16 protein-coding genes are annotated in these 20,232 nt (G+C 68.4%); 5 read left to right on the forward strand and 11 right to left on the reverse strand.

What is annotated here, in order from left to right; genetic code table 11:
* Window position 1: 1 nt before the first annotated feature.
* The gene (locus tag M9902_RS09385) at window positions 2-583 is read right to left on the reverse strand and encodes a hypothetical protein (RefSeq protein WP_297170486.1); all 582 of its coding nucleotides are present in this window, start codon (window positions 581-583) and stop codon (window positions 2-4) included.
* Window positions 580-1,332: an SURF1 family protein gene (locus M9902_RS09390; protein ID WP_297170488.1), complete on the reverse strand. Its 753-nt coding sequence runs from the start codon at window positions 1,330-1,332 to the stop codon at window positions 580-582. Before M9902_RS09390 ends, M9902_RS09385 begins: the two co-directional genes overlap by 4 nt.
* 66 nt (window positions 1,333-1,398) lie before the next feature.
* Between M9902_RS09390 and M9902_RS09395 the strand changes: the two genes are divergently transcribed.
* Window positions 1,399-1,629 (forward strand): twin transmembrane helix small protein, encoded by a 231-nt coding sequence (locus tag M9902_RS09395; protein WP_297170490.1) that lies wholly within the window; start codon window positions 1,399-1,401, stop codon window positions 1,627-1,629.
* A gap of 73 nt (window positions 1,630-1,702) precedes the next feature.
* On the opposite strand, the gene M9902_RS09400 is transcribed toward M9902_RS09395, so the two are convergent.
* The 5 genes from M9902_RS09400 to coxB are packed head-to-tail and all read right to left on the reverse strand — an operon-like array spanning window position 1,703 to window position 5,949.
* Entirely contained in the window at window positions 1,703-2,593 is an 891-nt protein-coding gene (locus M9902_RS09400; protein WP_297170492.1) for a cytochrome c oxidase subunit 3, read from the reverse strand.
* A gap of 27 nt (window positions 2,594-2,620) precedes the next feature.
* Window positions 2,621-3,202 carry a cytochrome c oxidase assembly protein gene (locus M9902_RS09405; RefSeq protein WP_297222501.1) on the reverse strand — a complete coding sequence of 194 codons (582 nt, stop codon included), beginning with the start codon at window positions 3,200-3,202 and terminating at the stop codon, window positions 2,621-2,623.
* Window positions 3,199-3,336 carry a hypothetical protein gene (locus tag M9902_RS09410; protein ID WP_297222503.1) on the reverse strand — a complete coding sequence of 46 codons (138 nt, stop codon included), beginning with the start codon at window positions 3,334-3,336 and terminating at the stop codon, window positions 3,199-3,201. Before M9902_RS09410 ends, M9902_RS09405 begins: the two co-directional genes overlap by 4 nt.
* 13 nt (window positions 3,337-3,349) lie before the next feature.
* Window positions 3,350-4,978: a cytochrome c oxidase subunit I gene (gene ctaD, locus M9902_RS09415; protein ID WP_297222504.1), complete on the reverse strand. Its 1,629-nt coding sequence runs from the start codon at window positions 4,976-4,978 to the stop codon at window positions 3,350-3,352.
* 32 nt (window positions 4,979-5,010) lie between these two features.
* Window positions 5,011-5,949, reverse strand: a complete 939-nt coding sequence (coxB, locus tag M9902_RS09420) for a cytochrome c oxidase subunit II (protein ID WP_297222506.1) — start codon at window positions 5,947-5,949, stop codon at window positions 5,011-5,013.
* A 227-nt stretch (window positions 5,950-6,176) separates the two neighbouring features.
* Here coxB and putA point away from each other — a divergent pair, with 227 nt between their 5' ends.
* Both putA and M9902_RS09430 read left to right on the forward strand, forming a co-directional pair.
* Window positions 6,177-9,374 carry a bifunctional proline dehydrogenase/L-glutamate gamma-semialdehyde dehydrogenase PutA gene (gene putA / locus M9902_RS09425; RefSeq protein WP_297222508.1) on the forward strand — a complete coding sequence of 1,066 codons (3,198 nt, stop codon included), beginning with the start codon at window positions 6,177-6,179 and terminating at the stop codon, window positions 9,372-9,374.
* A 143-nt stretch (window positions 9,375-9,517) separates the two neighbouring features.
* Window positions 9,518-11,317, forward strand: coding sequence for a GAF domain-containing protein (locus tag M9902_RS09430; protein ID WP_297222510.1), 1,800 nt, complete (start codon window positions 9,518-9,520; stop codon window positions 11,315-11,317).
* 161 nt (window positions 11,318-11,478) lie between these two features.
* Here M9902_RS09430 and M9902_RS09435 read toward each other — a convergent pair whose 3' ends face one another.
* Window positions 11,479-12,894, reverse strand: coding sequence for an outer membrane protein transport protein (locus tag M9902_RS09435; protein ID WP_297170506.1), 1,416 nt, complete (start codon window positions 12,892-12,894; stop codon window positions 11,479-11,481).
* 189 nt (window positions 12,895-13,083) lie between these two features.
* On the opposite strand from M9902_RS09435, the gene M9902_RS09440 reads away from it, so the two are divergent.
* Window positions 13,084-13,776: a rhomboid family intramembrane serine protease gene (locus M9902_RS09440; RefSeq protein ID WP_297170508.1), complete on the forward strand. Its 693-nt coding sequence runs from the start codon at window positions 13,084-13,086 to the stop codon at window positions 13,774-13,776.
* Between the two features lie 64 nt (window positions 13,777-13,840).
* On the opposite strand, the gene M9902_RS09445 is transcribed toward M9902_RS09440, so the two are convergent.
* From M9902_RS09445 to gpmI, 3 genes are all read right to left on the reverse strand, one after another.
* The gene (locus M9902_RS09445) at window positions 13,841-15,346 is read right to left on the reverse strand and encodes a S41 family peptidase (protein ID WP_297222513.1); all 1,506 of its coding nucleotides are present in this window, start codon (window positions 15,344-15,346) and stop codon (window positions 13,841-13,843) included.
* A gap of 123 nt (window positions 15,347-15,469) precedes the next feature.
* On the reverse strand, window positions 15,470-16,717 hold the full coding sequence (locus M9902_RS09450; RefSeq protein ID WP_297222515.1) for a peptidoglycan DD-metalloendopeptidase family protein: 1,248 nt from the start codon (window positions 16,715-16,717) through the stop codon (window positions 15,470-15,472).
* A complete protein-coding gene (gpmI, locus tag M9902_RS09455) occupies window positions 16,717-18,261 on the reverse strand; it encodes a 2,3-bisphosphoglycerate-independent phosphoglycerate mutase (RefSeq protein WP_297222517.1) in 1,545 nt (514 codons plus the stop codon). Before gpmI ends, M9902_RS09450 begins: the two co-directional genes overlap by 1 nt.
* Window positions 18,262-18,467: 206 nt before the next feature.
* Here gpmI and M9902_RS09460 point away from each other — a divergent pair, with 206 nt between their 5' ends.
* Complete coding sequence (locus tag M9902_RS09460; protein WP_343231883.1) at window positions 18,468-20,210, forward strand: M28 family metallopeptidase; 1,743 nt, start codon at window positions 18,468-18,470, stop codon at window positions 20,208-20,210.
* The last annotated feature ends 22 nt before the right edge of the window (window positions 20,211-20,232 follow it).

Consider the following 20,232-nt stretch of genomic DNA (forward strand, 5'->3'; position numbering starts at 1 on the left):
CTCAATTGATTCTCAGCAGCTTGGCAAGATCGGTGCGCAGATCGCCCGGATCGGCCCCGGGCGCGTAGCGCAGGACCACGAAACCATTCGGGTCCACCAGCCAGACCGGATCGCCGCGGGCGTCGTCGTAGCCCGCCAGCTCCGCCGACAGCCGCGGATCCGAGCGCAGCAGATGCACTTCTCGCAGGGAGGCAACGTCGCTTGGCGGCGCGCCGATCCACAGGACGTGCACCCGGTCGGCATTGCGGCCCATCAGGCGCCAGACCTTGTCGAGGTTGGCCAGCAATCTTGCACATTCGGCGCGCCGGGTACTGGCGCAGTCGCGCGGGGCGACGACCATGCGCCAGGTGCGCGGGCTGTCGTGCCAGCGGTAGGCGCGGCCATCGGCGCGCGTGGGCGTGAAATCCCGCAGGTCGCCGTAGGGCTGCAACAACTGGCCCTTGTTGATCTGCCCGGAAGGGCGCCAACCGGAGAAACGCAGCAGGCCGGCCACCAGCAGCGCACCCAGCGACAGCACCAGGATCAGCAGCAGCGTGCCGCGATTGCGCCGCCGGATGGCGCTGGCCGTCGTCGCTTCGGTCATTTCCGCAACTGCCTGATCGTCAGCAGCAGGGCCACCACCAGCACCGTCAACGCCAGCCCGAACCATTGCACCGCGTAGCCGAGGTGGCGCTCCGGCGGCATCGTATTGGGCAGGATCGCCAGATCGCGTTCGTTCGGCGCCGCCATCACGCCATCGTCGCCTTCCTGCCGCCGCGAATCCAGGCGCAGCACGCGCGGCGCCAGCGCCATCGGCAGCCTGAGCGTCGAGGCAATCGCGGCCATGTCCATGCGCGCGGCCAGCCAGCGCCGGTCCCCGGCGGCGGCCAGCGGCGCCCCGTGTTGCAGGCCTTCCGAGGGCGGCGGTGCCAGCAGGCCGCGCACGGTCTGTTCGCCGCGGGACGGGCAGCCGAACTCCGGCAGCACCCGATCACCGCCCAGCGGCCGCCAGCCGGCATCCACCAGCAGCGCCTGCGCGCCGAAATCCGGCAACAGGACGCAGTACATGCGCACGCCCACCACCCCTTCGCGCTGCTGACCGTCCAGCCACAGGGTGAGGTTGAGGATGCGTCCCTGGCCCTGCGCCCAGTCGTAGGCGCGGGCGCGCTTGGGATCGGAGGCCAGCAGCAGCGGTTGCGGAACGGCGCGGGTCAGCGCACGCGCGGCGTCATCGAGGACCGCCTGCTTTTCGTGCATCCGCGCCAGCTGCCAGCGCCCGGCCTGGGCGAAGCCGCCGGCCACCAGCAGCGCCAGCAGCCACCACAGCAGCAGTCGCACACCGCGCCCACTCATCGTGATGCCCCGCGAGGCTGCGATAATGCCGCCATTGCGCCGGCCCGATCCGGCATCGGAGGCGACATGGGCGGCTCGTTCAAGGCCCTGCTCATCGGTGGATTCCTGCTCCTCATCGTCTGGCACCTCGGCGCCGGGCTGTACTACATGCTCGTCGACAAGGGCAGCAGCAAACGCACCGTCAACGCGCTGACCTGGCGCATCGGCCTGTCCATCCTGCTGGTCCTGCTCCTGCTGCTGGGGATCCATCTTGGCTGGATCACGCCCCACGGCGTCGGCCAGACGCCGGCAGGCTGATCAGGCCAGGCGGCCCCGCCAGAACAAAGGCCGGCATCGCCGGCCTTGGTTGTCTGGATCGCTGCAGGCCAGCTTACAGCACGTAAACGAACACGAACAGGCCAAGCCACACCACGTCCACGAAGTGCCAGTACCAGGCCACGGCTTCGAAACCGAAGTGGTTGTCGGCGCTGAAATGGCCCTTGGCGCAGCGGAACCAGATCACCGCCAGCATGATCGTGCCCAGGGTGACGTGGGCGCCATGGAAGCCGGTCAGCATGAAGAAGGTCGAACCGTAGATCCCCGAGCCCAAGGTCAGGTTGAGCGCGCCGTAGGCATGCGAATACTCCTCGACCTGGAAAAACAGGAACAGCCAGCCCAGCAGCACGGTGGCCGCGAGGAAGAACAGCAGCAGGCCGCGCTTGCCGGCCTTGAGGGCATGGTGGGCGATGGTGATGGTCACGCCCGAGGACAGCAGGATCAGGGTATTGAGCAGCGGCACGCCCCAGGCCGGAACGGTCTGGTAGGCGCCGCCCAGCGCGTTCGGCCCGTTGCTCGGCCAGCCACCGGTGAAGGACGGCCACAGCATGGCGTGGGTTTCCACCCCATGGCCCTGGCCTTCGAGCCACGGGATCACGAACTGGCGCGCGTAGAACAGGGCGCTGAAGAAGGCGGCGAAAAACATCACTTCGGAGAAAATGAACCAGACCATTCCCATCCGGAACGAGACGTCCACCTGCTTGTTGTAGCGCCCGCCCACCGATTCGCGGATCACCTCGCCGAACCATCCGAACGCCGTCACGACCAGCAGCGCGATGCCGAGGAAGAACACCGCGCGGCCCCAGCTCACTTCGTTCAACCAGTTGGCAAACCCGAACATGGTGACGAACAGGGAAATCGAGGCCACCATCGGCCAGCGGCTTTTGCTGGGGACGAAGTAGACGTCCTGGTCGTGGCTGGCGAGTTCGGCGTGGGCGTTGGCCATGTTGATGATCCCGAAGCGTGATTGAAATCAGGGAGCGGCGCGCGCCGCCCCGACCGACCCGCCCCCCGCGGCGAGCGCGGCGGTCTGGGTATCGTTCTTGTAGAAGGTGTAGGACAGCGTCACCGTCTTGATGCCGTGCGGCAACGCCGGATCGACGATGAAGCGCACCGGCATGTCGCGGGATTCCCCCGGAACCAGCGTTTGCGCGGTGAAGCAGAAACACTCGGTCTTGTTGAAATAGCGTGAGGCGCGCGACGGCGCGACCGAGGGCACCGCATTGCCGACGATGGCGCGGTCGGAGTCGTTGCGGGCGGCATACACGGCTTCGTACTGGCGGCCGACCTGCACCCGCATCTGTTGCTGCCTGGGCGCGAACGTCCAGGGCAGCTTGGAATTGACGCTGCCATCGAACTGCACCGTCACCCAGCGCGCATCGGCGGTCGTCGCGGACACGGCGGCCACGTTCGGGCCCTTTTCCAGCCGGATGCCGAAGACCTTTTCGCAGGTGATCCGGTACAGCGGCACCATCGAAAACGCAAAGGCAAAGGCGCCCAGCGCGATGCCGAGCATCTTCCACACCCCCAGTGAACCCAGCGGCGATGCGTTCATTGTCCGGGTGCTCCGCGCAGGAAGACCAGCGCATACAGACCAACCGCCACCAGCGCCAGCAGCCATGCCATGCGCCGAGCGCGCTTGCGTGCGGCTTCGGCGTTTGGATCCTGCCCGGCCTGGCGGTTGTCCACGATCACCTCGGGCTCAGTGCGCCGGATCGCCGTGGGCCAGATCGCCCGGGTGGATCTCCGGCGGCGTCTCGAAGGTGTGGTGCGGCGCCGGCGACGGCACCGTCCACTCCAGGCCGCGCGCGCCTTCCCAGGCGCGGGCCTCGGCCTTGGCGCCGGTCTTGAGCGAACGCCACAGGATGAAGGCCATGAAGAACGGCGTCGGGAACATGCAGAACGCGCCGATCGAGCTCACCAGGTTCCAGTCGGCGAACACCACGTTGTAGTCCGGAATCCGGCGCGGCATGCCGGCCAGGCCGAGGAAGTGCTGCGGGAAGAACACCATGTTGACGAACACGAAAGTCCACCAGAAATGGATCTTGGCCAGGGTCTCGTTGTACATGCGACCCGACCACTTCGGCCACCAGTAGTAGATCGCGCCGATGATGGTGAACAGCGAGCCGGTCACCAGCACGTAGTGGAAGTGGGCGACCACGAAATAGGTGTCGTGGTACTGGTAGTCGGCCGGAACCACCGCCACCATCAGCCCGGAGAAGCCGCCGATCGCGAACAGGACGACGAACGCGATCGCCCACAGCATCGGCGCCTCGAAGGTCATCGAGCCGCGCCACATGGTCGTCACCCAGTTGAAGATCTTCACCCCGGTCGGGATCGAGATCAGCATGGTGGCGAACATGAAGTAGACCTCGCCGCCCAGCGGCATGCCGGCCACGAACATGTGGTGCGCCCAGACGATGAAGGACAGGAACGCGATCGCCACCGTCGCGTACACCATCGCGTTGTAGCCGAACAGCGGCTTGCGCGAGAAGGTCGGGATGATCTCGGACACGATCCCGAACGCCGGCAGGATCATGATGTAGACCTCGGGGTGGCCGAAGAACCAGAAGATGTGCTGGTACATCACCGGGTCGCCGCCGCCGGCGGCATTGAAGAAGCTGGTGTCGAAGAAGCGGTCGGTCAGCAGCATGGTGACCGCGCCGGCCAGCACCGGCATCACCGCCAGCAGCAGGAACGCGGTGATCAGCCAGGTCCAGCAGAAGATCGGCATCTTCAGCAGGTCCATCTGCGGCGCGCGCATGTTGAGGATGGTGGCGATGATGTTGATCGCGCCCATCACCGAGCTGACGCCCATCATGTGGATCGCGAAGATCGCGAAGGCGAGGTTGTAACCACCCTGCAGGGACAGCGGCGGGTACATGGTCCAGCCGCCGGCCGGCGCGCCGCCCGGCAGGAAGAAGGTCAACAGCAGCAGCGCAAAGGCGAACGGCATGATCCAGAACGACCAGTTGTTCATGCGCGGCAGCGCCATGTCCGGCGCGCCGATCTGCAGCGGCACCATCCAGTTGGCGAGGCCGACGAACGACGGCATGATCGCGCCGAAGATCATCACCAGCGCATGCATCGCGGTGAGCTGGTTGAAGAATTCCGGCTTCATGTATTGCAAGCCGGGCTCCGCCAGTTCGGCGCGCAGCCCCACCGACAGCAGCGCGCCCACGATCGCCATCGTGAAGCTGAACACCAGGTACAAGGTGCCGATGTCCTTGTGGTTGGTGGAGAACAGCCAGCGATCGATGAAGCCCTGGTGATGGGCCGCATGGCCGTGCTCGTGGGCTTGGCCGATGGCGTCTGGATGGGTTGCGGACATTGTGCTTGCCTTCTTCGAATGCGGGGCGTGGATCAGCCGGCCGTTGCCGGGGCTGCGGTGGCGTCAACCGAGGCCGTGGCCGGCAGCGCAGGCGCTTCCGCCGGGGCTGCTTCCGGAGCGGCGGCCGGCGGCGGCGCAGGCGGTGCATTCTTCCCCTTCTGCGCGGCCAGCCACGCGGCAAACTCTTCCTTGCTCACCGCCTTGACCACGATCGGCATGAAGCCGTGGTCCTTGCCGCACAGCTCGGCGCATTGGCCGCGGTACACCCCGGGAGTTTCGATCCGCGCCCAGGCTTCATTGACGAAACCGGGCACGGCGTCCTGCTTGAAGCCCAGCGCCGGCACCCACCAGGAGTGGATCACGTCATCGGCGGTCAGCAGGAAACGCACCTTGGTATCGACCGGCAGCACCAGCACGTTGTCCACGTTCAGCAGGTAATGCGGATCGTCCGCCGCGGTGATGACCCGGCCACTCTGGCGCAGGGCGTCGCTGTTGCGGTCGAGGCGACTGGTGAAGGACACCCCTTCGCCGGCGTATTCGTACTTCCACATCCACTGGTAGCCGGTCACCTTGACCGCCATCTCCGAATCGCGGGTGTCGTACATGCGCAGCAAGCCGCTGGTGGCCGGGAACGCCAGGCCGATCAGGGTCAGGATCGGGATTGCCGTCCAGACGATCTCCAGCTTGGTGTTGTGGATGAAGCCGGTATCCGGCACCGCGCCCCTGGACTTGCGGAAGCGGAAGATCGCCACCGCCATCGCGCCGAACACCAGCGCGCCGATCACCACGCAGACCCACAGCACGATCATGTGCGCGTCATAGGCGGCATGCGCCGTGGGCGTGACGCCGCGGACGAGGTTGAGCTGCCAGGGGTGCGGATCGGCCGGACCGGTCGATGCCGGCTGGGCGTGCAGGACCCATGGAGAGGCGGCCAGCGCCGCCGCAAGCAATTTCAAACGACCGGATGTCATCACGTCAGAGCCCTGTATGCAGTCCACCCCGCGAGACGCACGAATGCAGAAGCGCCCGCCGCGCCCGCGGATCCCCGGAAACCTGTCCTTTCGCCTCAGGCACAAAACGCCGATGCCTGACTTGACCTGAATCAAGATTACTGGCGAAGCCCGCCAACGGCAACAACCGGATGCAAAAACGTGCACTCGCTTACACTATGCGGTCCTACCTGCATCCTTCCGCGCGCATGAGCAGCGATTCCGCGCCCCTTCCCGTTTCGGCGATCCTGAGTCCGGAGCTTCCGCCGCCGCCCGCACCCGCGCGCCTGGCCATCACCGACGGCTGGTCCGTGGACGAGGCACGGCACGTGCGCGAACTGCTGGCCGCCGCCGAACTGCCGGCCGCCGATCACGCGCTGGCGCAGGAAACCGCCGCGGATCTGGTCCAGCGGGTGCGCGCCCGGGTACGCGAGCAGGGCGTGGTCGAGGCCTTCATGCGCCAGTACGACCTGGGCAGCGAGGAAGGCGTGCTGTTGATGTGCGTGGCCGAAGCGCTGCTGCGCATCCCCGACCAGGACACCGCCGACGCGCTGATCCGCGACAAGCTCGGCGATGCCAACTGGAAGCGCCACCTCGGCCAGTCCGATTCCATGCTGGTCAACGCCTCCACCTGGGGGCTGATGCTGACAGGCAAGCTGGTCGATCTGGCCGATGACACCAAACGCGACGCCTACGGCGCCTTCCAGCGTCTGATCGGGCGCGCCGGCGAGCCGATGATCCGGCTGGCGGTTCGCCAGGCCATGAAGATCATGGGCCACCAGTTCGTGCTCGGCCGCACCATCGGCGAGGCGCTGGCGCGCAGCCGCAAGGGCGACAGCGCCAACTACCGCTATTCCTTCGACATGCTGGGCGAAGCGGCGCTGACCGCCGCCGACGCGGCCCGCTACCAGAGTGCCTACCGCAGCGCGATCGCGGCGATCGGCGGCACCGGCCCGTTCGCCGACGTCTTTTCCGCGCCGAGCATTTCGATCAAGCTTTCGGCCCTGCATCCGCGCTACGAGCACGCCAAGCGCGCGCGGGTGATGGCCGAGCTGGCGCCGCGCATCCTCGAACTGGCGCAGCAGGCCAAGGCGTTCAACATCGGCTTCACCATCGACGCCGAGGAAACCGACCGCCTCGAACTGTCGCTGGATCTGATCGAAGCCACCCTCATCGACCCCTCGCTGGACGGCTGGAACGGCTACGGCCTGGCCGTGCAGGCCTACCAGAAGCGCGCGCCGCGGGTGATCGACTATCTGGCCGACCTGGCCCGCCGCAGCGGCCATCGGATCCCGGTGCGGCTGGTCAAGGGCGCGTACTGGGACGCCGAGATCAAGCGCGCCCAGGTGGAAGGACTGGGCGAGTATCCGCTGTTCACCCGCAAGCAGAACACCGACGTGAGCTATCTGGCCAACGCGCGCCGGATGCTCGACGCCGGCAGCGCGCTGTATCCGATGTTCGCCACCCACAACGCCCACACCATCGCCAACGTCTACCAGATGGCACGACGGATGGCCGATCGCCGCGATTTCGAATTCCAGAAGCTGCACGGCATGGGCGATGACCTCTACGCCGAGGTCGTTCCGGCCGACCGCCTCGACGTGCCGTGCCGGATGTACGCCCCGGTCGGCAGCCACGAAGACCTGCTGCCCTATCTGGTCCGGCGCCTGCTCGAAAACGGCGCCAACTCCAGCTTCGTCAACCGGATCACCGACGAAACCATCCCGGTCGAGGAACTTGTGCGCGACCCGGCCGAATTCGTGTCCGGGCTGGCCTCCATTCCCCACCCCCGCATTCCGCTGCCGGTCGACCTGTACCGCAGCCAGAACCAGAACCGAGGCAATTCCATGGGCATCAATCTCGCCAACGACGACGCGCTGCGCGCGCTGGCCAGCAGCATCAACAGCGCCGGCGCCGGCAGCTGGACCGCCGGCCCGCTGGTGCCGGGCGCCAGCCCGAGCGGAGCGATTGCCGACGTCACCAACCCGGCCGACCGCCGCGAGGTGGTGGGCCGCTGGCAGGCCACCGACGCCATCACCCTGGAGCGCGCCCTGGCCAATGCCGCCGCCGCGCAGCCGGGCTGGGACGCCACCCCGGCGGCGTCGCGCGCCGCGATCCTGGAACACGCCGCCGGCCTGCTGGAAGCGCGCATGCCGGCGTTCATGGCGATGTGCACCAAGGAAGCCGGCAAGACCCTGGCCGACGGCGTCGCCGAAGTGCGCGAAGCGGTCGATTTCCTGCGCTACTACGCGCTGCAGGCGCGCGAACAGTTCGCACCGTTGGCGCTGCCCGGCCCGACCGGCGAAAGCAACCACCTGCAGCTCTCCGGGCGCGGCGTGTTCGTCTGCATCAGCCCCTGGAACTTCCCGCTGGCCATTTTCCTCGGCCAGATAACGGCGGCGCTGGCCGCCGGCAACGCGGTGATCGCCAAGCCGGCCGAGCAGACCAACCTGATCGGCCACGCCGCCATCAAGCTGCTGCACGAAGCCGGCATCCCCGCCGACGTGCTGCAGTTCGCGCCCGGCGACGGTGCCACCATCGGCGCCGCGCTGACCTCCGACCCGCGCGTGGCCGGCGTGTGCTTCACCGGCTCCACCGACACCGCCCGCGCGATCAACCGCGCGCTGGCGGCGCGCGAGCAGGCTCCCATCGGCGTCTTGATTGCCGAAACCGGCGGCCAGAACGCGATGATCGCCGACAGCTCCTCGCTGCCCGAGCAGGTCATCAAGGACGTGGTCGGCTCGGCCTTCACCTCGGCCGGGCAGCGCTGCTCGGCGGCGCGGGTGCTGCTGGTGCAAGACGACATCGCCGACAAGGTGATGACCATGCTGGCCGGCGCGATGGCCGAATTGAAGGTCGGCGATCCGGGTCTGCTGTCGACCGACGTCGGCCCGGTGATCGACAGCGACGCCCAGTGCCAGCTTGCCGAACACGGCGAGGCCATGGACCAGAGCGCACGCCTGATCGCGCGCGCACCGCTGGGTCCGGACACCGCGCACGGCACCTTCATCGCCCCCAGCGCCTGGGAGCTGCAGTCGATCTCCCAGTTGACCCGGGAAAACTTCGGCCCGGCCCTGCACGTGATCCGCTGGAAGGCGGACGAACTCGACGCGGTGGTCGATGCGATCAACGCCACCGGCTACGGCCTCACCCTGGGCATCCATTCGCGAATCGACGCCACCATCGAACGCATCGTCGCCCGCGCCCGGGTCGGCAACATCTACGTCAACCGCAACCAGATCGGCGCGGTAGTCGGGGTGCAGCCGTTCGGCGGCCAGGGCCTGTCCGGCACCGGCCCCAAGGCCGGCGGCCCGCACTACCTGCTGCGCTTCGTCACCGAAAAAACCGTCACCATCAACACCACCGCCTCTGGTGGCAATGCCAGCCTGCTGACGCTGGGGGATTGAAAGCGGCCCGCAATTGAAGAGCGCCCCTCATCCGGCCCCCGCCTTCGCGGGGGCAGGCTCTGCGGCCATCTTCTCCCCGCCGCGCGGGGAGAAGGAAAAGAAAGCAAGCCTCCCCGCTGCGCGGGGAGAAGGGAATACGCGCATTGTGGCACACGCATTTCCCTCGCTCCGATCCGTTAACCTGCACCCGAGGCACTCGGTTCGGGGAGCGGATCATGGATCGCTGGCGTTTGCTGCGCATCGCCGTCACGGTGCTGGTGCTTGGCCTGCAGCTGGCCTATATCCTGACCGCGGGAAATATCGGACGCTTTCCGCTCCGTTGCGACAACGCTCCGGGACCAGCCGGTCGCTGTGTCGTCCTGCCTCTGGATGACGTCCCGTTGCCGACCGGCCTGCAACCCGGCGATGTCCTGTACGACTCGGAGCTGCCCTTGCGCCAACGTCTGGCGATAGGCGTGCTGCCGGCCGGTCATGCGATCACATTCCAACGACATCGCGGCGCGACGCAGGCATCCGTGCGCCTCACCACAATCCCCAGATCGTGGAATGAGACAACGGAATTCCGGGCTGGACGAGCCCTGAACCTGATCTACCTCGCGCTCGGATTGCTGCTGCTCTGGCGTGGCCGCGATGCAGTGGCATGGAACCTCGCAGGTGCCTGCATGGCCTTGGCGGCCAGTCAGCCGGTCTGGAATATCCCGACCACCTGGGGAGCGCTCGACATCCTGTTCGCCCGCCTCGTGCTCATGCCGTTGAGGGAATATTTTTTCTTCGCTGCCGCACGCAGTCTCGCCGGCAACATTCCCCGCAGGCTCCTGCGCTGGCTCACCTTCGGCATGGCCGGGGCGATCGCCGTGCCGATGCTGGTACGTGCGACCGAATTCGCGGTCGTCGTCCTCGCCGGCCGCCACTTCGATTTCCCCGTCGATGCCATCGGCCGAATCGCCCAGGGCATCACCGGGGCGCTGCCCGCGCTGCTGCTGCTGATCGGCTACCGCCATGCCGATGCCGTGCAGCGGCTGCGGATCCGCTGGTTTCTGCTGGCGCTGGCGCTCTTGGCCGGCCTGTCCGTATTCGCGATTTTTGTCGACCTCGAATCCGGGGCCAAGCCCGGCCTGCTCCTGCTGGTCGCACTGCTCACCATCCCCGCCCTGCTGATCGCCTACGCCGCCCTGCGCAACCGATTGGTAGAAGTCTCCTACGTCGTCAGCCGCACCTTCATCTACAGCACGATGGGCGCGGTGGTGGTGGGCGTGTTCGTGCTGGTCGAAAACGCGCTGTCGGCGTTCGCCGTCGGCGAGCGGCAGGGCGCGCTGCTGCAACTGGGCATCCCGCTGGCGCTGGGTCTGGCGCTGAACCAGTTGCACAAACGCATCGAGCGGGTGATCGAGCGCCTGTTCTTTCGCCGCCAGTTCGCCGCCGAACAGGCGCTGCACCGGCTTGCCCACGAAAGTACCTACATCGAACGGCCCGAGCACCTGCTGCAACGCACGCTCGACGAGATCGCGCGCCATCTGCGGCCAGCCCGTGCGGCCATCTATCGGCGCGAGGACGACTACCGCAAGTCCGGCCAGACCGGCGCGCCGGATTGGCCGGAGCAGGTGGACCCGGACGATCCCCTGTTCGTCGCCCTGCGCGCCGACACCGGCGTGCGCGATCTGCACGCCAGCTCCGGCGCGCTCGGCAACGGCGGGCTGGCCGCACCGATGCACGTGGCCGGCCGTCTGCACGGCGCCATCGTCCTTGGCGAACGGGCCGAGGGCTATTCCCCGGACGAACGTGAACTGCTGCGCAAGACCGCGCAGGCGGTGGGATCAGCGCTGTACGCACTGAAGGCGCGCGAGGATGCGACGTTGCTGGACGCGCTCGTGCATGGGCGCATCCGGCTGCAGGCATTGAGGCAGCGGGCCGCGCTGACGGAGCCTCCATCGCCTGGAGGCTGAAGTCGGTCGCCGCGCTCGATAGCGAGAAGTTCGGCCTAGGGCAATGCTGACTTGATCAGCGTTGCCCTGACTCTGCGCATGGTGCGCCGCCGGAGCGCCTCTTGTCCGGCAACGAAAAAGCCCCGCTTGCGCGGGGCTTTTCTGCCACCGATCCCGAAGGATCAGAAGCGGTACTGCATCGACAGGCCGAACAGGTTGGCGTGGCCGCCGAAGCTGCCATACAGCGTCGAGGTGTTGCTGTGCGGCAGGTCCACCGGCAGCGCGATCTTCGGGGTCTTGATCTCGATCCGCTGGTAGGCCGCATCCAACGACAGGTTCTCGGACACGTGCCAGGAGGCGCCCAGCGCGTACACCATGCGGTCGTTGTCGGGCAGACGCGGGGTGCGCGTCACGTCGTTGGTCGGGGTTTCATCGCTGCCCACGCCGAAGCGCAGGGTGAACGTGTCGCTGAAGTCGTACTCACCGCCGAGCGAAACGAAGGTGCTGCCGCTCCAGGAGAAGTCCTCACTGCCCACCACGGTGCCGCTGTTGCGCACGATGGTGACGTCCTGCAGCGAATTCCAGCCGGTGTGCTGGATGTCCAGCATCATCCGGAAGTTGTCGGTGAAGGCGTAGCGGGCGCTCAGGGTGATCAGCTCGGGGGTCACCAGCTTGGCGCCGCCGGGGCCGTCCACGAAGCGCGGATCGGCGCCGAGGATCGCCGGCACGCCGTTGAAGTCGAGGGTGCCCTGCAGCTTCTGGTGGATCCGCGAGCGGTAGCTCAGGCCGAGTGCGAACTGCTCATTCGGGGTGATCTGCAAACCGACCAGGAAGCCGAAATCGGTGTCGCTGCCCTTGACCGTCAGGCTGCCGTCGGCGGACTGCGGGTGGTACAGCGGATACAGCGCCCAGCCCGGGTTGAAGCAGGTCAGCATCACGTTGCCGGTGTTGGGCGCCGGCAGACCGGCAGCGGCCTGCGCGCAGATGGCCGTTCCGAAGTCGATCGACTTGCTCAAGGTGGCTTCGGCGCGTTCGTAAATCAGGCCAACGCCGATCGAGAACATATCGTTGACCTTGTAAGCGGCGGACAGGGTCAGATCAACGGTTTTCACTTCCGACGTCAGCGCGCGATAGCGGCCAACCCAGCCCGGCGCGTAGTCGGTCTTCAGGCCGAACGGCGCGCCGACGCTGGCGCCCAGGTACAGGCCATCGATGGAAGCGATCGGGAACACCGCCGACATGTTCGGCACCAGGGTCGGATCGCCCGGGTCGCCGCCGTTGCCGCCGGTCAGGGTGGCGTTCGGGAGCACGCCGGGCGCGCCCAGCGCGGTGCCGCCGCCGGTGAAGCCCGCGGTCAGATCAATGACGGTACCGTCAACCTGGAAGGTGCGCTGGCTGATGTTGACCATGGCCGCCGGGTTGAGCGAAACCACGGCGGCATCCCGCTGCGCGACCCCGCTGCCGGCACCGGCACGACCAAGATTCTTGACGCTCTGCTCGCGCAACTGGAAACCCGAGGCGGCGGCCTGGCCGACGAACAGCGTGCCAAGGACGGCCAGCGCAAGCGCGGAAGCACGAAGATTGCGATTGTTGCTCATGAGGAAACTCTCCGGTGTAGCTGGGCTGCGTTGGTTGTGATTGGGTGTGACCGCGCGGCATGCTGCTGGATCTTCTGTATCTTTGACCCCGGTCGACAATCACCAACCGGACGTACCATGCCGTATGTCCACTATAGCGCATTTTTAACCGTCTTATAACAACCGCTTCTCACCTTCTGAACCTGAATCATGTTCGTCGGCATCCCCCCGCGCCAGCGACCGCGCTTCCTCTGGGCCACCCCGCTGATCTTTGCCGCCCTGTGGCTGGCCTACGTGATCGCGGCGCTGCGCGCCCCGGCCGGACGCATCGCCACCACCCTGGATTGGGGCGTGCTGACCGGCGGGCTGGACAGTCTCGACGCCTGGCGCGCGGCGTTCGCCGACGGCAGCGTGCTGCGGCTGTTTTCCGGACTGTTCCTGCACGCCGACTGGATCCACCTGCTCGGCAACCTCGTGTTCCTGCTGATCTTCGGGCTGCCGGCCGAGCGCAGCATGGGCGGTTGGCGCTTCCTGCTGCTGTTCCTGCTCGGTGGCGCCACCTCGAACCTGGCCGCCGTGCTCGCCATCGGCACGCCCGACCGGGTGGTGATCGGCGCCAGCGGCGCGGTGTCGGCGGTCATCGGCGCCTACCTCGCGCTGTTCCCCGGCGCCCGCCTGGGCGTGGTGCTGCCGCTGGGCCTGTACCTGCAGTTCGTGCGCGTGCCGGCGTTCCTGCTGATCGGGCTGTGGGCGCTGCTGCAGGTGCTGTTCGCCTACAGCGGCCCGGCGCTGGGTGCGGTGGCGTGGCCGGCGCACATCGGCGGCTTCGTGTTCGGCGTTGCCTTCGCGTTGCTGGCCCGCGCCGCGATCGCCCGCCGCCTGCGCCACAGCCGCGGATTCTGAGCCGGCCGTCGGAATACTGACATTCTCCAGCGTGAATCGGCGCGGCCGGCCGCAGCAGCCGGACTCAGGGCTTGGCTGGCACCGGCGGCGACGGTGATGCGGCCTTGTCGGCCGGTTTCGCTGGTGCCGGTTTCGCTGGTGCCGGCGCTGGCGCGGCCGCGTGCGGTGCGGGCTGCGCGACCATCCGCTTCAGCTCCGCCAGCGCCGCGGCGATCGGTGCCTCGCCTGGCAGGACTTCGCCGGCATTGTCGCCTTCCAGCGCGCCCGCTTCCGAGGCCAGGTGGCCCGGCAGGACCGCCTCGCTGACCGGCGCCGGGCGGCGCGGGCCGCCGTCGGGGTGGAGTTCGACATCCGGCACGATGCCCAGCGCCTGGATCGAGTGCCCGCTTGGGGTGAAGTAGCGTGCCGTGGTGAGCTTGACCGAATCGCCGTTGTCCAGCGGCAGCACGGTCTGGACCGAACCCTTGCCGAAGGTGCGGCTGCCGACCACGCGCGCCCGCTGGTTGTCGTGCAGGGCGCCGGCCAGCACTTCCGATGCGCTGGCCGAACCGGCATCGACCAGCACCACGACCGGCGCCCCGTGCAGGCGATCGCCCGGGGTGGCGTCGAAGCGGCTGTTGCCGATCGACTCGCGGCCACGGGTGGTGACGATGGTGCCGCGGTCGAGCAGCTCATCGGCAATCTGCACGGCCCCGACCAGCAGGCCGCCGGGATTGCTGCGCAAATCCAGCACCAGCCCGCGCAGCGGCCCGTCCTTCTGCAGGGCTTCGAGACGCTTGACGAATTCGTCCGCGGTCGACGCCTGGAAGCTGGACACCCGGATGTAGCCATAGCCGGGCGCGAGCATCCGCCCGCGCACGCTGGCGGTGCGGATGGTGGCGCGGGTCAGGCTGACGTCGAAGGGCGCGGGTTTGCCGGCACGCACGACCTTGACCGTCACCTTGCTGCCGGCCACGCCGCGCAGCGGCTGCGAGCTGTCGTTCTGGCCGGCGCGCAGCAGTTTGCCGTCGATGGCGATGATGCGGTCACCGCTGCGCAGCCCGGCGCGATCGGCGGGACTGTCATCGATCGGTGCCACGATCCGCAAACTGCCGTCCGGAAGCTGCTGCAATTCCAGCCCGACGCCGTCGTAGCTGCCGCGGGTTTGCTCGTTGAACTGCTCGGCATCGCTCCTTTCCAGGTAGGCGCTGTGCGGGTCAAGGTCGAGCAGCAGCCCGCGGACCGCCGCGCTCATCAGGGCATGGTCATCGACCGGATCGACGTAGGCCTGCCGGATCGCGTTGTAGACGGTGACGAAGCGGCGGATTTCGCCCAGCGGCACCTTGGCATTGGCGGTTTCGACCGCATCCGGATCCTCGGCAGCGGCCGACGCGGCAGCGCCCGCCTCGTCAGGCGCCTCGACGGCAGGCGCCTCAATGGCAGGCGCATCTGCGGCAGGCTCCTCGGCGGCGGGTGTTTCCGTGGCCGCCGGCGCTGCAGGCGTCTCCTTGACCTGCGGCGCTTGCTGGGCAAACGCGACGCCCTGGCCCAGCGCCAGCGCCAGCAAACAGCAGAGCAATCCGTTCCGCATTCGAATCTCCGATGGCCGCGCGGGCGGCGGTGGGTCAGGGCAAACCGCGGCCCCATGGTGGCACGGGAACCGGTACGCGCGCATGCCTCCCGCGCCGCGCCCGGCCCGCTGGCGGCGACCGGCTCACTGTCTGGTCAGCCAGACCGATGGGTTCACCGGCTTGCCGGCCTGCCGCAGTTCGAAATAGAGCGCCGGCATCGCCTGCCCGCCGGACGATCCGACCGTGGCCACGGCATCTCCCTTGCGCACCACGTCGCCCGCTTCGCGCAGCAGGCCGTCGTTGTGCGCGTAGAGGCTCATGTAGCCGTTGCCGTGATCGATGATCAGGATCATCCCGTAGCCGGTCATCCAATCGGCGTACACCACGGTGCCGTCGGCCACGGCCTGGACCCGGGTGCCCGCCGCCGCCGCAATCAGCACGCCATCGCTGCGGCGACCGTCCGGCATCCGGCCCCCGAAGCCGGCCAGCAGGTTGCCGGACACCGGCCAGCTCAGGCCGCCGACCCGCGGCGCCGGGGCAGTGGCGACCTGCACGCGCGGCGGCGTGTGCGTGGCCGCGGCACCGGTGTCGGCACGCAGGCGCGCTTGCTCACGCTCACGCTCACGCGCCCGTGCCTGCTCACGCGCCGCCTTGGCCGCCGCCGCACGCAGCTGCGCCAGCAGGGTCTGCAGTGCCTTGGCGTCCTGGCCGAGCGCGCGTTCGCGGCTGGCGCGGTCGCGGTATTGGCGATCGATGCCCGCCAGCAGATCCGCACGCCCCTTGCGCGCGGCCTGCGCTTGCGCCATCTGCGTCGCCTGAGCCTGGCGCGCCTGCTCCAGTGCCGTGCGCTGTCCGGCAATCTGCGCCTCCAGCGTCTGCAAGCGGGCGATGTCCTCGGCCAGCACGCGGATCCGCGCCACCTGCGCGCGCTGCAGGTAGCCTTGCAGGATCAGCGCGCGCTCCGCACCCTGCACCCGATCCCGCGCCAGCAGCGCCTTCAGCGGTGCCGCATCGGCGCCCGCCTGCGCGGCACGCAGCAGCCGCAGCAATTCCGCACGCCGTGATTCCAGATCGCCGCTGTGACGGGCGCGCTCGGCTTGCAGCTCCAGCAGACGCCGGTCGGACTGGGCCAGATCATTGCGGGTGCGCTCCAGCGCTTTCTGGGTCGCGCCCACCGTCTCATCGGCGGCGCGCAGCTGGCGGCTGGCCGTGCCGCGCTGGCCCTCCAGGCGCCGGCGCTCGGCGGCCACCGCCCGCAGTTCGCTGCGCACGCCCTGCAGGCGCTGCTGCGCGTCCTGCGCCTGCTGGCCCTGCTGCGCCAAGGCCCCCGGCCCGCCCGCAGCTGCGGCCAGCGTCAGGGCCAAGGCCAGGCTGGCGCTCCGCCGGCGCATCAGCCCGGCAGCAGCAGGCTGGCGCCGGTCATCTCCGCCGGCTGGGACAGTCCGAGCAGGTCCAGCAGGGTCGGCGCCACGTCGCGCAGCGCGCCGCCTCCGCGCAGCGTCACCTGGCGATCGCCCAGATACACCAGCGGCACCGGCCCGACCGTGTGCGCGGTATGCGGCTGGCCGGTGACGGGGTCGCGCATCATCTCGAGGTTGCCGTGGTCGGCGGTGATGACCAGCGCACCGCCGGCCTGCCGCACCGCGGCCACGATCCGGCCGATCGCCGCATCCACCGCTTCCGCGGCGCGGATGGCGGCCTCCAGGATGCCGCTGTGCCCCACCATGTCGGGGTTGGCGAGGTTGCAGATGATGGCGTCGTAGCGTTGCGTGACGATGGCATCGACCAGCCGGGTGGTGACCTCGGCGCAGCTCATCTCCGGCTGCAGGTCGTAGGTAGCGACCTTGGGGCTGGGGACGAGGATGCGCTGCTCGCCCGCGAACGGCGTCTCCCGCCCGCCGCTGAAGAAGAAAGTGACGTGGGCGTATTTCTCGGTCTCGGCGATCCGCAGCTGGGTCATGCCTTGTTCGGCCAGCAGTTCACCGAAGGTGTGACGCAGGTCATCCGGCGCGAACGCCACCGGCGCCGGCAGCTTGGCGTCGTATTCGGTCAGGCAGACGAACCGCGACAGCGCCGGTCGGCGGGCATCGAATCCGTCGAACCCCGGCGCAACGAACGCAGCGCTGAGCTGGCGCGCGCGGTCGGCGCGGAAGTTCATGAACACCACCGCATCGCCGTCGCGGATCGGCTGGCTGCCGTCGAGCACGGTCGGGGCGACGAACTCGTCATTCTCGCCGCGTGCGTAGGCGGCTTGCAGCGCGGCGAGTGCATCGTGCGAATAACATTCGGCCTGCGCCTCGACAATGGCATCCCAGCCGCGCCGCACGCGCGCCCAGCGGTGGTCGCGGTCCATCGCGAAATAACGTCCGCCGACGCTGGCGATGCGGGCATTGCCCAGCCGTTCGCACAACGCCTGCAGCGCGCGCAGGCTGGCTTCGGCCGAGCGCGGCGGGGTGTCGCGGCCGTCCAGCAGGGCATGCACCGCCACCTTCGCCACTTCAAAACGCGCCGCCAGCTCCAGCATCGCGAAGATGTGGCGCTCGTGGCTGTGCACGCCGCCGGGCGAGAGCAGGCCGATCACGTGCAAGGTGGCGCCGGTTTGCTTGACCGCTTCACAGGCGGCAGTCAGCTCCGGGTTGCCGAAGAAACTGCCGTCCTCGATCGCCGCATCGATCCGGGTCAAGTCCTGGTACACGATCCGTCCGGCGCCGAGGTTCATGTGCCCCACTTCGGAGTTGCCCATCTGACCATCGGGCAGGCCGACGTGCCGGCCTTCGGTGTGGATCAAGGTGTGCGGACAGGTCGCCAGCAGGCCGCGCCAGTGCGGCAGCTTTGCCAGCGCCAGCGCGTTGTCCGCGGTTTCCTCACGGTGCCCCCAGCCGTCCAGAATCAACAGCACCACGGGTTCGGGACGGATCGACGGGGGTTGGGGCACGGGAACTCCTGCAGGCATGGTCTGAAACCACCCGGGAGGTGGCGCCCTTGAAATTGTAGCGATGCGCCCGTCCGGCGTCGGCCCGTGGCTGACTGGCGGCATAACCCGTGGCGCAAAACCTCGCGCCACGGCGGCCCGCCGCATTGCTCTAGAATCGATCCATCACCCACGGGAGCCGAAGCGTGCGCCATGTCTTGCTGCTGTCGATGATCGCGCTTGCGCTGTGCGGCTGCACCCGCCGCGGCGAAGGCGCCTTGATCGGCGCCGACGGAACGCGAGACACGCGCGCCGTCACGGCCGTGGCGGGCGATCATGCGTTCTCGCCCGCCATCACCGCCGACGATGTCGCGGCGCAGGTGCAGATTCTGGCGTCGGATGCTTTCGGCGGCCGCGGACCGGGCAGCGCCGGCGAGGAAAAGACCGTCGATTACATCCGTTCGCAGTTCGCCCGGATCGGACTGCAGCCCGGCAACGGCGGCAGCTGGTTCCAGACCGTGCCGATGCTGGAAACCACCGCCAACCCCGACACCGCCCTGCATCTGGCCATCGGAGACGTTCGCCAGGATCTGGCCTACGGCCGCGACATGATCGCCTGGACCCGCAGCGGCAAGGCGCAGGTCAGTCTCAAGGACAGCCCGCTGGTGTTCGTCGGCTACGGCGTCGATGCGCCCGAGCGCGGCTGGAACGACTACGCGGATCTGGACGTGCGCGGCAAGACCGTGGTGATGCTGGTCAACGATCCCGGTTTCCACGTCAATGACCCGACCCTGTTCGATGGCAAGCGGATGACCCTGTACGGGCGCTGGACCTGGAAGTTCGAGGAAGCCGCCCGCCGCGGCGCGGCCGCCGCGCTGATCATCCACGACGATCGCGGTGCGGCCTACGGTTGGGACGTGGTAAAGAATTCCTGGTCCGGCCCGCAGTACGACCTGCGCCCCGGGGACGATGCGTCACCGCGTCTGCCGGTGCAAGGCTGGATCACCCAGGCCGCGGCCGACGCCCTGTTCAAGGCCGCCGGCCTGGATCTGACCACCCTGCGCGCGGCCGCCAGCCGGCCCGGCTTCAAGCCGGTCCCGCTCAATGCCCAGGCTTCGCTCGACCTGCGCAGCCGCACTGTCGAGAAAACCTCGCGCAACGTGCTCGGCTTGCTGCCGGGAAGCAGCGCGGCCGACGAGGCGGTCGTGTACATGGCGCACTGGGACCATCTGGGCACCCACTCCGACGCATCCGGCGACAACATCTACAACGGCGCCGTGGACAACGCCACCGGCGTCGCCGGCCTCCTTGAACTGGCCGAAGCCTTCGCCAACGCCCGCCCGCGGCCGGCGCGCTCGATCCTGTTCCTGGCCGTCACTCTGGAGGAGTCCGGCCTGCTCGGCTCCAGCTATTACGTCGCCCATCCGGTCTTTCCGCTGGCGCGCACCGTCGGCGTGATCAACATCGATGCCCTCGAACCAATCGGCCGGGCCAGCGATCTGGTCGTGGTCGGCAAGGGCGGATCGCAGCTGGAAGACCTGCTGCAGACCGCGCTTGCGCGTCAGGGCCGGCGCATGGTGGACGAAAGCGACGTGACGGCGGGCTACTACTTCCGCTCCGATCACTTCAGCTTCGCCAAGGCCGGGGTTCCGGCGCTCTATGTCAACAGCGGAGGCGACCTGCGCGAAGGCGGCACCGCGGCGGGATTGGTCGCCAGCCAAGACTATGGCGAACACCGCTACCACAAGCCCGGCGACCAGTACGACCCGGCCACCTGGAAGCTCGACGGCATCGTCGAGGATTTGCAAGCCCTGTACTCGGTGGGTTCCAGCCTGGCAAACGGCGCCCAGTGGCCGAACTGGCGCACCGGCAACCCCTTCAAGGCCGCGCGCGACGCGATGCGTCCGCCCGCACCTGCTCCGGCCGCAGCGACCGCCAAACCCGGCGCGCCCACGCGACAACCGGCACACTGACCCCACCCATCGTCCATCGGAG

The organism is Thermomonas sp., assembly GCF_023953935.1.
GTDB lineage: Bacteria > Pseudomonadota > Gammaproteobacteria > Xanthomonadales > Xanthomonadaceae > Thermomonas.